The sequence below is a fragment of the Ilumatobacter coccineus YM16-304 genome (assembly GCF_000348785.1).
GTDB classification, from domain to species: domain Bacteria; phylum Actinomycetota; class Acidimicrobiia; order Acidimicrobiales; family Ilumatobacteraceae; genus Ilumatobacter_A; species Ilumatobacter_A coccineus.
The window spans coordinates 2,700,695-2,713,512 of record NC_020520.1; the positions used below are offsets into that span (position 1 = coordinate 2,700,695).

At 67.0% G+C, this 12,818-nt stretch carries 13 protein-coding genes; 6 read left to right on the forward strand and 7 right to left on the reverse strand.

The annotated features are described in order from the left end of the window. Nucleotide 1: 1 nt before the first annotated feature. Nucleotides 2-952, reverse strand: a complete 951-nt coding sequence (locus tag YM304_RS25290; RefSeq protein ID WP_015441986.1) for a hypothetical protein — start codon at nucleotides 950-952, stop codon at nucleotides 2-4. A 223-nt stretch (nucleotides 953-1,175) separates the two neighbouring features. Here YM304_RS25290 and YM304_RS12150 point away from each other — a divergent pair, with 223 nt between their 5' ends. Continuing rightward, nucleotides 1,176-2,486: a glycine--tRNA ligase gene (locus YM304_RS12150; RefSeq protein ID WP_015441987.1), complete on the forward strand. Its 1,311-nt coding sequence runs from the start codon at nucleotides 1,176-1,178 to the stop codon at nucleotides 2,484-2,486. 16 nt (nucleotides 2,487-2,502) lie between these two features. Further along, nucleotides 2,503-3,279 (forward strand): indole-3-glycerol phosphate synthase TrpC, encoded by a 777-nt coding sequence (trpC, locus tag YM304_RS12155; protein ID WP_015441988.1) that lies wholly within the window; start codon nucleotides 2,503-2,505, stop codon nucleotides 3,277-3,279. Here trpC and YM304_RS12160 read toward each other — a convergent pair whose 3' ends face one another. Then, nucleotides 3,280-4,122: an SDR family NAD(P)-dependent oxidoreductase gene (locus YM304_RS12160; RefSeq protein ID WP_015441989.1), complete on the reverse strand. Its 843-nt coding sequence runs from the start codon at nucleotides 4,120-4,122 to the stop codon at nucleotides 3,280-3,282. Then, nucleotides 4,119-4,871 carry a polyphosphate kinase 2 family protein gene (locus tag YM304_RS12165; protein ID WP_015441990.1) on the reverse strand — a complete coding sequence of 251 codons (753 nt, stop codon included), beginning with the start codon at nucleotides 4,869-4,871 and terminating at the stop codon, nucleotides 4,119-4,121. Before YM304_RS12165 ends, YM304_RS12160 begins: the two co-directional genes overlap by 4 nt. A 64-nt stretch (nucleotides 4,872-4,935) precedes the next feature. Here YM304_RS12165 and YM304_RS12170 point away from each other — a divergent pair, with 64 nt between their 5' ends. From YM304_RS12170 to betA, 4 genes are all read left to right on the forward strand, one after another. Then, entirely contained in the window at nucleotides 4,936-5,589 is a 654-nt protein-coding gene (locus YM304_RS12170) for a phosphoribosylanthranilate isomerase (RefSeq protein ID WP_015441991.1), read from the forward strand. Between the two features lie 83 nt (nucleotides 5,590-5,672). Continuing rightward, nucleotides 5,673-6,869: a tryptophan synthase subunit beta gene (gene trpB / locus YM304_RS12175; RefSeq protein WP_015441992.1), complete on the forward strand. Its 1,197-nt coding sequence runs from the start codon at nucleotides 5,673-5,675 to the stop codon at nucleotides 6,867-6,869. Further along, entirely contained in the window at nucleotides 6,869-7,639 is a 771-nt protein-coding gene (gene trpA / locus YM304_RS12180) for a tryptophan synthase subunit alpha (RefSeq protein WP_015441993.1), read from the forward strand. The genes trpB and trpA overlap by 1 nt, the downstream gene beginning before the upstream one ends. A gap of 75 nt (nucleotides 7,640-7,714) precedes the next feature. Beyond that, nucleotides 7,715-9,400, forward strand: a complete 1,686-nt coding sequence (betA, locus tag YM304_RS12185) for a choline dehydrogenase (protein WP_015441994.1) — start codon at nucleotides 7,715-7,717, stop codon at nucleotides 9,398-9,400. A gap of 21 nt (nucleotides 9,401-9,421) precedes the next feature. Here the strand turns inward: betA and YM304_RS12190 are convergent, their stop codons facing one another. Genes YM304_RS12190 through YM304_RS12205 form a run of 4 tightly spaced genes read right to left on the reverse strand, consistent with a single transcriptional unit; the run spans nucleotide 9,422 to nucleotide 12,595 of the window. Further along, nucleotides 9,422-9,877 (reverse strand): hypothetical protein, encoded by a 456-nt coding sequence (locus YM304_RS12190; RefSeq protein WP_015441995.1) that lies wholly within the window; start codon nucleotides 9,875-9,877, stop codon nucleotides 9,422-9,424. Then, the gene (locus YM304_RS12195; RefSeq protein WP_015441996.1) at nucleotides 9,874-11,286 is read right to left on the reverse strand and encodes a diguanylate cyclase domain-containing protein; all 1,413 of its coding nucleotides are present in this window, start codon (nucleotides 11,284-11,286) and stop codon (nucleotides 9,874-9,876) included. The genes YM304_RS12190 and YM304_RS12195 overlap by 4 nt, the downstream gene beginning before the upstream one ends. After that, nucleotides 11,283-11,996 carry a signal peptidase I gene (locus tag YM304_RS22550; RefSeq protein WP_051071419.1) on the reverse strand — a complete coding sequence of 238 codons (714 nt, stop codon included), beginning with the start codon at nucleotides 11,994-11,996 and terminating at the stop codon, nucleotides 11,283-11,285. Before YM304_RS22550 ends, YM304_RS12195 begins: the two co-directional genes overlap by 4 nt. Then, entirely contained in the window at nucleotides 11,966-12,595 is a 630-nt protein-coding gene (locus YM304_RS12205) for a hypothetical protein (RefSeq protein ID WP_041298252.1), read from the reverse strand. The genes YM304_RS22550 and YM304_RS12205 overlap by 31 nt, the downstream gene beginning before the upstream one ends. Nucleotides 12,596-12,818: the final 223 nt, after the last annotated feature.

A 12,818-nucleotide genomic window follows, 5' to 3' on the forward strand; every position in this document is an offset into this window, starting at 1 on the left:
CTCAGAACTGGCCGGGCAGCAGGTCGCCGCACTGGATGTCGGTGAACGACTCGAGCCTCGGGTCGCCGGTGGGAACGGCGAACTCGTGGGCGCCGTCGCCGGCCTGCAGCCTGGTCGGTGAGTCGTAGGTGTACGAGGTGCCGTAGATGTTCCAGGTGTCGTCGTCGTTCGCCGTGGCGGAGCGTGAGGTGATGAACGAACCGAACTCGTCGGTGTGGCAGGTGATGCCGAACATGGCGCCGTCGTGCACGCCGACGGTGAGCGCCACCGGCCCGAGATCGCCGGTGGTGTGGCGGAACAGGCAGCCGTCGTGCTGTCCGAAGATGCCGATCATGCTCAGGTCGGCGATGGTGTCGAGGCGCACCAGGATCTCGTCGCCGCCGAAGTCGTTCACCGGGGCGGCGGTGAGGACCCGGACGATCCCGAAATCAGGCGCCGGCAGCGACATCTCGTCGCTCACCACCGGTCCGTCGATCCGCAGCTTCCACTCGCCGTCGTGGAGGTAGGCGGTTGCGGTGTTCGGCACGCCGTCGCCGAACTGCACGGTGGTGCTGCTGATGTACTCCGCACCGGCCGGCATCGGATCGTTCGGCCCACAGGCCCCATCCCAGCCATCGCCGTCGTCGTCGCTGGGAACCGCGACCTCGTCGACCGGTTCGGGTTCCGGCTCGGGTTCCGGTTGCGGCTCCGGTGTGGCGATCGGCAGCGGTTCGGGTTCCGGCAACGGCTCGGGTTCGGGTTCGGGTTCCGGAACTGGCTCAGCTTCCGGATCCGAGGCCGTCGATGGGGGATCGGAGACGACGGTGCCCTCGGCACTGACGGCGGTGGCGGGAGCCACGGAGTCCGATGACGACCTCTCGGCCGACCCGCAGGCGGACCCGACGAACAGTGTCGCGATGGCGAGTGCAGCGATCGAGCGATGGCGGCGGTGGTTGATGCGTGATGTGAACATGCACGACAAGAGCACGACGGATCGACGGTCTTGCAAAAATCGGCGAGAACGATGTCGGGGAACGACGACCGTCCACCCGCGTACGCATCGCACCCGCGCAGTACGTGAACGAGATCGGAGCCGAATCACCTGAGCCCGGTTTCGCTGCGCCGTCGTCCAGTCGCCAACGCCGCCTGAAATGAATCCGGGCATCGCGAGCGGCGACCCGTAGCCTGTGGGCCATATGGCCGCAACCGACCTCGAACAGATCGTCAGCCTCTGCAAGCGCCGCGGATTCGTGTACCAGTCCGCCGAGATCTACGGAGGATTCCGTTCCACGTACGACTACGGACCGCTCGGATCGCTCCTGCTCAGGAACGTCAAAGAGGCGTGGATCCGCTCGATGGTGCAGCAGCGTGACGACGTCGTGCTGATCGACGCAGCGATCCTGAGCCCGCCGCAGGTGTGGCAGGCGTCGGGTCACCTCGCCAACTTCTCCGACCCCCTCGTCGACTGCACCAACTGCAAGAACCGGTTCCGTCTCGACAAGCTCGACGACCCCGACACGTGCCCATCGTGTGGCGAGAAGAACAGCTTCACCGAAGCGCGCGAGTTCAACCTGATGTTCAAGACACAGGCCGGTCCCGTCGAGGGCACGGGTGCCGACGCGTACCTGCGTCCCGAGACCGCGCAGGGCATGTTCACCAACTTCGCTCAGGTGCTGCAGACCTCGCGCAAGAAGCCGCCGTTCGGCATCGCCCAGGTCGGCAAGTCGTTCCGCAACGAGATCACCCCGCAGAACTGGATCTTCCGCACCCGTGAATTCGAGCAGATGGAGATGGAGTTCTTCGTGCCGCCCGAAGACTCCGACAAGTGGTACGAGTACTGGTGCAACGAGCGCCTCAACTGGTACATCGAGCACGGCATCCCGGCCGAGATGGTCATGCTGCGCCCGCACGACGACGACGAACTGTCGCACTATTCGACCGGCACGTCCGACGTGGAGTTCGAGTTCCCGTGGGGCTTCGACGAACTCGAAGGCATCGCCAAACGAACCGACTTCGACCTCAAGGCGCACGCCGCCGTGTCGGGCGAGCGGCTCGACTACTTCGACCCGCAGACCAACGAGCGGTACGTCCCCTACGTGATCGAACCCGCGGCCGGAGCGACCCGCACCATGGCCGCTTTCCTGCTCGCCGCGTACGACGAAGACGAGATCAACGGCGAGACGCGCACCGTGCTGCGTCTGCACCCGCGCCTCTCGCCCTACAAGGTCGCCGTGCTTCCGCTGAGCAAGAAAGACACGCTCACGCCGCTGGCACACGAGGTCCGCAAGCTGCTCGCCGATCGCTACATGGTCGACTACGACGAGACGCAGAACATCGGCAAGCGCTACCGCCGACAAGACGAGATCGGCACGCCGCTCGCGGTCACGGTCGACTTCGACTCGCTCGACGACAACGCGGTCACGATTCGTGACCGCGACACGACCGAGCAGGTGCGGGTGCCGATCGACGAGCTGCTCACCACGGTGTCCGAACGTCTCGGATTCTGACCGTTCGCTCGGGCCGATGGCAGCGACCTACCTCGACAAGATCCTCGACCGGCATCGTTCGATGGCTGCGGTCGACACGCGCTCGCTCGACGCGCTGCTCGACGAGGCGCACCAGCTGCCGCCGACCCGAGGCTTCGCCGACGCGCTCCGAGGGAGCGATGCGCTGGGCGTGATCTCCGAGATCAAGCGACGCTCGCCCTCGAAAGGCGACCTCAACGTCGGGCTCGACCCGGCCGAGCTGGCGGCGACGTACGAAGCGGGGGGAGCGTCGTGTCTCTCGGTGCTCACCGACGTCGAGGGATTCGGCGGCTCGGTCGCCGACCTGCAGACGGCGCGGGCGGCCTGCTCGCTCCCGGTGCTCCGCAAGGACTTCACCGTCAGCGAACTCGACGTGATCGACGCCCGGCTGATGGGGGCCGACTGCGTCCTGCTCATCGCCGCAGCGCTCGACACGGCGGAGCTCACAAGCTTCCACCGACTGGCCACCGAGATCGGGCTCGACGTGCTCGTCGAGATCCACGACGAGGCCGAACTCGAACACGCGCTCGATGCCGATGCGACGCTCATCGGGGTCAACCAGCGTGATCTCGTCACGTTCCAGGTCGATCACGAACGTGCGGTTCGCATGGCCGGCGTGATCCCCGATCACGCCGTGAAGATCGCCGAGTCGGGTGTCCGTCACGCTGCCGACGCCCGCATGCTCGAAACGGCCGGTTACGACGCCGTGCTGGTGGGCGAGACGCTCGTGACGAGCGGTGACCCCGCTGCGGCCATCCGCGAACTGATCGGTTGATCAGCGAGACGCTCGGTCGCGGCGCGCCTGCCTGACCAGCACCCGCTGGTAGAGGCCGGCGGGGAGGCGTGACACGAGGTCGAAGACCTTGGCGTCGGGCCCGATCAGTGCCCGACGACGGTTTCGTTCGACCGCCTTGAGGATCTGTCGGGCCGCCTTGTCGGGCGTGGTCATCGCGAGCTTGTCGAAATCTGCGGCGAAGTCGGCCTGGGTCCCACCGCCGATGGCGACGCTCTCGTCGGTCCGAGCGTTGCGCGCGATGTTGGTCTTGATCCCGCCCGGGTGGATCGTCGTACACGACACCTTCGAGCCGTCGATCTCGAGTTCCATGCGCAACGCGTCGGTGAAACCGCGCACGCCGAACTTCGACGCGTTGTACGCCGACTGCGACGGGATGCTCACGAGCCCGAACACGCTCGAGATGTTGACGATGTGGCCTCCACGGTCGGCGTGATCGAGGTGCGGCAGGAACGCCTGGGTTCCGTGGACCACGCCCCAGAAGTTGATGTTCATCAGCCACTCGAAATCGTCGATCGACTGGGCCATGGCGCTCGCTCCGAACGCGACCCCTGCGTTGTTGACCACCAGGTCGACCGAGCCGTGCTGTTCGACGACGTAGTCGGCCCACGCGAACACGGCGTCGCGGTCCGACACGTCGAGCGTGGCCGGTGTGACGCGCAGCCCTGGCCGCTCACACAGCGCCACCGTCTCGGCGAGGCCCGTCTCGTCGACGTCGCTCACTGCGAGGTGACAGCCTCGGCGCGCGAGTTCGATCGAGAGCGCCCGGCCGATGCCCGACCCGGCGCCGGTGATCGCCGCGACCCGGCCGGCGAAGTCCTTCACTCCAGGCCGGCTTCCCAGCGCTTGCGCCCCTCTTCGATCCGACGGTTGAGCGTTTCGAGGAAGTCGACTCGAGCCCACTTCTTCTGCTCGCCGGAGATCAGGTCCCACGGCGCGAGTTCGTGGTCGGTCTTGGCGAACATGTCTTCGATCGCCTCGACGTACTGCGGCCACTTGTCGCGGTTGCGCCAGTCTTCGTCGTTGAGTTTCCATTTGCGCAGCGGGTCGGTCTTGCGGCTCTCGAACCGACGGAGCTGTTCTTCCTGGCTCACCTGCAACCAGAACTTGACGAGGATCACGCCTTCGAGCACGAGGCTCTCCTCGAAGTGGACGATCTCGTCGTAGGCGCGCTTCCACTGAGCGTTGGTGGCGAAACCCTCGACTCGTTCGACGAGCAGTCGGCCGTACCAGCTGCGGTCGAACACGCACATCCCGCCGAGTCCGGGGATCTTCGACCAGAACCGCCAGAGGTGGTGATGGCGGAATTCGCGCGGCGTGGGCTTGGAGAACGAGTACACCTCGTAGTGCCGTGGGTCGAGCCCCTGCACCGCTCGACGGATCGCTCCACCCTTGCCGGCTGCATCGACGCCTTCGACCACGATGAGGAGGCCGGGGCCGACGTCTTGGCCTTCGAGGTGGCCGCCCAGCCCGAGCCGAAGCTCCTGGAAGCGGTCTTGCGCCGCCTTCAAGCGTTCGAGGTACTCGTCCTTGCCGAGTCGGAGTGTCAGGTCGATGTCGTCGATGCGCCCCATGCCTGGCCGACGTTACAACTGGTACACCACCGCGGTCCCAATGCTGAGTACCGTTGCGCTCACCATGTTCGTCAAGATCTGCGGCATCACCAACGAAGACGACGCGTTGCTCGCTGTCGCGATGGGCGCGGACGCCGTCGGGTTCATCTTCGCCCCGTCGCCGCGCCAGATCGCCCCGCAGCAGGCGTACGACATCACGCGGCGCCTGCCGCCGGAGATCCTGACGGTCGGCGTGTTCCGCAACGAACTGCCGTCGCGTGTCGTCGAACTCGGCCACAAGGCCGGCGTCAAGGCGGTGCAGCTCCACGGTCGCGAAACGCCCGACCAGACCAAGGAGGTCGCCGGACACTTCCGGTGGGTCATCAAGGCGTTCGCTGCCGGCGACGACAACCTCCCGCGCGCCGACCAGTACGGCACCGACATGATCCTGATGGACGCACCAGAACCGGGGTCGGGCAAGGTGTTCGACTGGAACCTGGCGGGCGATGCCCCCTCGCAGATGAAGCTGATCCTCGCCGGCGGGCTCACGCCCGACAACGTGGCCGCCGCGATCACCGAAGTCGAGCCGTGGGGTGTCGACGTGTCGAGCGGTGTCGAGAAGGCCCCCGGCAAGAAGGACGCGATCGCCGTGATGCGCTTCATCGAGAACGCCAAGGCCGCGGGTCCCGAGCAGTACCGCGGCGACGACGAAGGCCCGTACAACTGGGACTTCGAATGACGTCGGGCGATCGCCGACCGGCCGCCACGACGTCGTAAACCGGTTGAGCGTCGCTTCCGCTCGATGGGTACCCTTCGATCACGATGAACCCTCCTCCCGCCACGCTGTCGGCGCCACCTGATCAGACCGGTCGCTTCGGCGAGTTCGGTGGCCGCTTCGTTCCCGAGACGCTGGTTCCGGCGTGTCAAGAACTCGAAGCGGCGTTCAACGATGCCTGGAACGATCCGGGGTTCCGCCAGGAACTCCACGACGTGCACGTCCAGTATTCGGGTCGTCCGTCGATCCTCACCGAGTGCCACAACCTCGGCGAGCAGCTCGGCGTCCGGCTGATCCTGAAGCGTGAAGACCTCAACCACACCGGGTCGCACAAGATCAACAACGTGATCGGTCAGGCGCTGTTGGCGAAGCGGATGGGCAAGAAGCGCATCGTCGCCGACACCGGTGCCGGACAGCACGGCGTCGCCAGCGCCACCGCTGCCGCCCTGATGGGCCTCGAGTGCAAGGTCTACATGGGTGCCGTCGACGTCGAACGTCAGGCGCTCAACGTCTTCCGGATGAAGCTGCTGGGGGCCGAGGTCGAGTCGGTCGAATCGGGGAGTCGCACGCTCAAAGACGCGGTCAACGAGGCGATGCGCCACTGGGTGGCCAACGTCTCCGACACCTACTTCTGTCTCGGATCGGTCGTCGGGCCGCATCCGTACCCGTACATGGTCCGCCAGTTCCAGTCGATCATCGGCGACGAGGCACACGAACAGATCGTCGAGATGACCGGAGCGATGCCCGACGTCGTCGTGGCGTGCGTCGGCGGTGGGTCGAACGCGATGGGCCTGTTCGCCGGATTCGTCGACGAGCCGTCGACCCGCCTGGTCGGCGTCGAGCCGGCCGGGGGAGCGGCGGTCGGTCGCGGCACCCCGGGCGTCGTCCACGGTTCGCGCTCCTATCTCATGCAGGACGAGGTCGGCCAGGTCGAAGAGGCGCTGTCGATCTCGGCAGGGCTCGACTACCCGGGTGTCGGCCCCGAGCATGCGCATCTCGCAGCGATCGGGCGCGCCGAGTACCCCAACGTCACCGACGCAGAGGTGATCGACGCGTTCCGACTCCTGTCCGAGACCGAGGGCATCATCCCGGCGCTCGAGAGCGCCCACGCCATCGCCTGGCTCAGCCGTGAGGCGCACACGATGCAGAGCCAGACGGTGCTGCTCAACCTCTCGGGCCGTGGCGACAAGGACGTGGCGCAGATGATGGACATCCTCGCCGACGAATTCGGAGTGGAGAGCTGATGGGACGCATCGACGAAGAGTTCCGGGCGAAGCGAGCCGCCGGTCGCAAGCTGCTCGTGCCGTACATCACCGGTGGCTACCCGGGTTGGCAAGACGCCATCCGAGCGTGTGCTGCCAACGGTGCCGACGCGGTCGAGATCGGCATTCCGTTCTCCGACCCCGTCATGGACGGCCCGGTGATCCAAGCGGCGTCGCAGGCGGCGCTCGAAGCCGGCGTGACACCCACGTCGGTTCTCGACGAGGTGCCGAACCTCGACGTCGACATCCCGCTCGCCGTGATGACCTACTACAACCTCGTGCACCATCCCGGGCCGGAGCGGTTCGCCGCCAACCTCGCTCGCGCGGGGATCAGCGGGGCGATTCTGCCCGACCTCCCGCTCGAAGAGTCGGGACCGTGGTGCGAGGCCGCCGACGCCAACGGCATCGAGACGATCATGTTGGCCGCGCCGACCGCTCCCGACGAGCGACTCCCGCTGGTCGCAGCGCGTGCCCGTGGGTTCCTGTACTCGGTGGGTCTCCTCGGCGTGACCGGCGAACGAGCCTCGCTGGCCGACACGGCGACCGCCCTCGCAGCGCGCCTGAAGGCGATCACCGACGTGCCGGTGCTCGTCGGCGTCGGCGTGTCGAACGCCGAGCAGGCCCATCAGGCGACCCGTGTCGCCGATGGCGTGATCCAAGGGGCGAGCATGGTGCGACGCCTGATGGAGTCCGGCCCCGACGCGGTCGGCGACTACGTCGCCGAGGTCCGCGCCGCCATCGACGCCGACTGACGCGCAGCCCACCGACGAGGGCGGCCTGCAACCGGTCGAGGGTGGAGATTTCTGGTCCCCTGGCAGACTCGGCGGGTGTATGACTTCGTGATCGTCGGCGGCGGCTCGGCCGGATGCGCCATGGCCAACCGGCTCAGCGCCGACCCCTCCAACCGAGTGCTCGTCATCGAGGCGGGTCGACGCGACTGGAAGTGGGACGTCTTCATCCACATGCCGGCGGCGCTGGCCTTCCCGATCGGGAGTCGCTTCTACGACTGGAAGTACGAGAGCGAACCCGAGCCCTACATGAACGGTCGGCGGGTCTACCACGCTCGCGGCAAGGTGCTCGGCGGGTCGTCGAGCATCAACGGCATGATCTTCCAGCGGGGCAACCCGATGGACTACGACAAGTGGGGTGCCATCCCCGGCCTCGAACACTGGGACTGGGCGCACTGCCTGCCGTACTTCAAGCGGATGGAGAACTGTCTGGAGGGCCAGGAGTCCGACACGTCGGATCTGCGTGGCACCGACGGTCCGCTCACCCTCGAACGCGGACCGGCGACCAACCCACTGTTCGACGCGTGGCTGCGAGCGGGTGTCGAAGCCGGCTTCAACCGCACCGCCGACGTCAACGGCTATCGCCAGGAAGGCTTCGCAGCGTTCGACAAGAACGTGCTGCGCGGTCGTCGCCTGAGCGCCGCCCGGGCCTATCTCCACCCGGTGCTCGACCGACCGAACCTCGACCTGATGACGAGCACGCACGTCAATCGTGTGCTCTTCGACGGGACCCGCGTGACCGGCGTCGAGATCGCGAAGGGCCGGTCGACCGAGACGATCCTCGCCGGTGAAGTGGTCCTGTGCGGCGGGGCGTTCAACAGTCCGCAGCTCCTGCAGTTGTCGGGCGTGGGCGACCCCGAGCATCTCGGCGGTCTGGGTATCGACGTCGTGGCCGACGTGCCGGGCGTCGGCGAGAACCTGCAAGATCACCTCGAGGTCTACATCCAGTACGAGTCGAAGCAGCCGGTCTCGATCCAACCTCACCTCGCTCACTGGAAGAAGCCGTGGATCGGGTTGCAATGGCTGTTCCGCAAGGGGCCGGGCGCCTCCAACCACTTCGAGGCCGGAGCGTTCGTCAAGAGCAATCCCGACGAGTCGTACCCGAACCTGATGTTCCACTTCCTCCCGATCGCAATCCGCTACGACGGGTCGTCGCCTCGCAAGCCCGACGGCTCCAACGCGAAGATCGAGCACGGCTACCAGGTGCACGTCGGGCCGATGTACTCCGACGCTCGCGGCACGGTGAAGATCACGTCGACCGACCCTCGCAAGCACCCCGCCGTGCAGTTCAACTACCTGTCGACCGAGCAGGACCGTCGTGAGTGGATCGAAGCGGTCCGCACCGCACGCAAAATCCTGACGCAGCCGGCGTTCGACGAGTTCAACGCCGGTGAGATCTCACCGGGCCCGGCGGTCGAGACCGACGAAGAGATCATGGACTGGGTGGCCCGTGACTCCGAAACGGCGTTGCACCCGTCGTGCACGACGAAGATCGGCATCGACGACATGGCGGTGCTCGACCCCGAGACGATGGGCGTGCGCGGCACGACGGGGCTGAGCGTCGTCGACGCCGGTTGCATGCCGAACGTGAGCAACGGCAACACCTACGCACCGACGATGATGATCGCCGAGAAGGCAGCGGATCTCATCCTCGGCAACACCCCACTCGCACCCGATCACTCCGAGGTCTACCGAGGCGATGTCACCGGTGGCGGCCGACGCTGAGTCGGCGGCGCGACGACCACATCAGAGACAGAGCAGGAAGCCCGGGGCGTCGGCTGCGATCCAGTCCGACCGGAGACCTGCACCGGTGACCGCTCGAACCTGCCACTCGTACACGCCGAGTCCAGCACCGAGCAGCGGCGCGGCGCTGTCGTTGTAGCTGGTGCCGGGGGCCGTGACGGTCCAGGGTCCGCCCGAGACGGCGTTGGTGCCGGTGATGACCCGCCGCACCTCGTATGCGGTCACGCCAGCGGTCGTCGAGGGCTGCCAGGTGACGTTCGCACGGCACGTGAGCAGCGGGAGGACGTTGAGTCGGACGTCGGCGAACACGTCCGACGGCGGGAAGACCGCATGACTCGACGCCACGTTGGCGACGTTCGAAGTCGATTCGACGAACGCTGCCGAACCGGTGTCGAGCGTCCCGACGCCGAGGCACAGCGCGCCGACTGCGACCGCTCCGACCAGCCGCCGCAACCTCATCGCACCGCGTCCGTCGTCGTGTCCGTCGCCGTGTCGTCGAGTTCGCTGGCAGCCGCAGCGAGGAACGCAGCGTTCTGTGCCCGCTTGTCGGCGTACATGTCCGACATCGCTCGCCGCAGTAGTTGCTCGCCCGACTCCGACCGGTCGGTTCCGGCGGCCGCGAGTCCGACGCCGCAGTAGATCCGCGTCGAGCCGGAGCGGCCGAGTGACACGTCTCCTGCGAGCGCCTCGGCGATGGTCGGCCGGTCGACGTCGAGGGTGTCGATGGCGACGACGAAGTCGCCGCCGACGAGACGTCCGACCGTTGCCGACGGGTCGATCTGCAGGAGTCGCTCGATCGTTGCCTCGATGAGGGCATCGCCGGCGTCGTGGCCGTGAAGATCGTTGAGCAGCTTCAGGTTGTCGAGGCTCACGATGCCGAGGGTGAGTTCGGCGGGGTCACGGCGGAGCCGGTCGTCGAGCCAGCTCAACGTCTCCGAGCGAGTGGAGAGATGACGCGAATGGCGCTCGGCCGTCTGCTCGGCGGGTGCTGCCCGACGGGTGGCACCCGCCTGCGCCCGGCTCATGGCGACGAGGAGTTCGAGCGCATCGACCGTGAGGTCGTCGAGCGCATGCTCTGCTCCTGTCAGCACGAGGCGACCGCCGGAGGCTTCGTCGAGGTCGAGGCGAACGATCGTCGCGTCGTCGTCCGCCGCCGTGTCGCTCTCGTCGGCTCGGTTGCCGTCGCTGTGTTCGATCGTCGCCGACACGCCGACGAACTTCTCGGCGGCGGCGACCAACAGGCGGTCGTGCTCGACCGGATCGGCGGCGAGCAGCTGCGCGCCCGCATGCGTCACGAGTTCGAGCGCATGCGACCGGCGCTGTGCTCGTGCCCGTGTCGTTTCGGCGAGACGCAACCGCGCGGTGACGTGTTCGGCGAGACGAGCGGTGGGAACGGCGACGGCCATGAGCACGGCGGCGAGGACGAGTGGATCGTCGGCCTGACCGGGGGTGCCGTCCCAGGTGAGCGCGAGTTGTGCGAACAGCGCCAGTGCGGTGCTGATACCGGTTGCGATCGCGCCGAGCAGACCGTGCCGAATGCCGGCGAGCACGAGGGGAATTGCCAGTGCGAGCGATGTCGGGTCGCCCGGCTCCACGCCGTTCACGCCGAGTGCAGCGATCGTGACCACGAGGTCGAGGACGACCACGCCGATCGACAGCCGGACCGGATCGACACGGCGCCGCAGCCGCGGTTCGGCGAGCGCCGACACGCCGACGAGTACGGCGGCAGCGACGGCGACGCTCCCGAGTCGCTCGCCGCGGACGAGATGCACCGCGCCGAAGAGCGCGAGCGCGAGTGCGAGCACCACACGCATGTGTGAGAGCGATCGCACGACCGCGTCGTCGATCCGTTTCGTTCGTCGTGTCATGTGGTGTCACCTCCCACGAGGGTCAGGGCGGCCACGACCTCGGTCTGTTGCGGTTCGCCGAGGAGGCGGTTGTCGGCCGATTCGTCGTCGAGGTCGCCGGACCAGAGCCACGAGTGCGAGGGAGACGTCGATTCGGTGCCGTCCCACGGATCGTTCTCGCGTTCGCTGCTGAGACCTGCACCGCGAAGTGCGATGAGGAAGACCATCAACGTGGCCACCACGAGTTCGTGGCGGCCGTCGAGCCACCAGAGGCGCACCATGCCGACCCAGGGCACGACCACACGGCCGGCACCGAAGAGTTCGGAGGCGGTGACCGGAGAGCTGTCGTTGCTCTGGTTGGCGTCGCCGCGGGTGACGAGTGTGCCGTCGGGGTTGACGTCGACGACCCGGTGGATGACCGACACGTCGTTGGAGTCGAACACCACCACGGTGCCCACTCCGACCTCGTCGAGGTCCTGCTCGCTGTACAGCACGGTGTCGCCGCGCTGGAGCGCGGGTTCCATCGACTCCGACGCAACGACGGTCGAATGCCACCTCGGAACGACCATCGCCACCATCGCCAACACGGCGAGGGTGAGCGCGACAGTGCTCAAGAAGAGTCCGGTGAGCCCGAAACCGAACCGGAACGATCGCTGGAGGCGGGGCCAGTCGATCGCTCCGGTTCGGGTCATCGGGTTCTTCAGCTCTGGGTCTCCCACACGAAGTTCCATGTGGCGTCCTTGGCGGCGGCTTCCGGATCGTCTTGGACGGCGATCGTGATGCGGAAGGTGTAGACGCCGTCGCTGCCGGGCATCGAGCTGAGGTTGTCAGCGTGAGTTGCCGGGAAGTCGGCGAGGGTGCCGTTGTAGATGTTGTCGTTGTTCGCGTTCGGCAGCGCCTCGGGCGGATCCTGCGCGTTCATGTAGGCGCAGTCGTGCAGTTGGTTGCCCGGGGTCTCCGTGAAGGCGACCGGGTCGCCGGGAGTCGCGAGGCGGTCGACCCGGACGTTCAGGTAGTCGGCGAGCGTGTCGGCGGCGTCGATGCCCGTGACGTACATCATCACGTCGCCCGAGGTGAAGTCACCGTCGTATTGCACGCGGATGCACTGCTCGACCGGGGTCGCCGGGGTCAGGTCGGCGGCATTGCCGCTCGCCAAGGGGTTGAGCGGGTCGACCGCGGTCGTGAAGAGCGCGAAGCCCGCGTCGTTGTCGGTCAGCGTGATGCCGGCCGCCGAGCTCGCCGAGTTGTTGTCGTTGCTCGTCGAGGCCGTGAAGGCTGCTCGAGACACCGACAGAACGAGGAACAGCACCAGCAGCAGGGCGGTACCCACCGCTGCGATCCGTCCGGTTGTTGCATGCAGACTCGATCGCTCCGTCGGGCCGCCCGCCATTGATTGATTCATCACATCTCCTGTGCGTCACGACATGTCGGTCGACATGTCCGTGCTGCGTCCATCGGGAGAGATGTGACACACCTTGAGAAGATTTGACGATGTCGGGAAGAAGCGCGCCCACGCTGAGCAGGGGTTGAACGCCGAGCGTGCGTTTTGTCGG

Excerpts from the sequence above, each read along its gene's own strand:
- YM304_RS25290 (WP_015441986.1), bottom strand. The coding sequence starts at position 952 with ATGTTCACATCACGCATCAACCACCGCCGCCATCGCTCGATCGCTGCA.
- YM304_RS12150 (WP_015441987.1), top strand. The coding sequence starts at position 1,176 with ATGGCCGCAACCGACCTCGAACAGATCGTCAGCCTCTGCAAGCGCCGC.
- trpC (WP_015441988.1), top strand. The coding sequence starts at position 2,503 with ATGGCAGCGACCTACCTCGACAAGATCCTCGACCGGCATCGTTCGATG.
- YM304_RS12165 (WP_015441990.1), bottom strand. The coding sequence starts at position 4,871 with ATGGGGCGCATCGACGACATCGACCTGACACTCCGACTCGGCAAGGAC.
- YM304_RS12170 (WP_015441991.1), top strand. The coding sequence starts at position 4,936 with ATGTTCGTCAAGATCTGCGGCATCACCAACGAAGACGACGCGTTGCTC.
- trpB (WP_015441992.1), top strand. The coding sequence starts at position 5,673 with ATGAACCCTCCTCCCGCCACGCTGTCGGCGCCACCTGATCAGACCGGT.
- trpA (WP_015441993.1), top strand. The coding sequence starts at position 6,869 with ATGGGACGCATCGACGAAGAGTTCCGGGCGAAGCGAGCCGCCGGTCGC.
- YM304_RS12190 (WP_015441995.1), bottom strand. The coding sequence starts at position 9,877 with ATGAGGTTGCGGCGGCTGGTCGGAGCGGTCGCAGTCGGCGCGCTGTGC.
- YM304_RS12195 (WP_015441996.1), bottom strand. The coding sequence starts at position 11,286 with ATGACACGACGAACGAAACGGATCGACGACGCGGTCGTGCGATCGCTC.
- YM304_RS22550 (WP_051071419.1), bottom strand. The coding sequence starts at position 11,996 with ATGGAACTTCGTGTGGGAGACCCAGAGCTGAAGAACCCGATGACCCGA.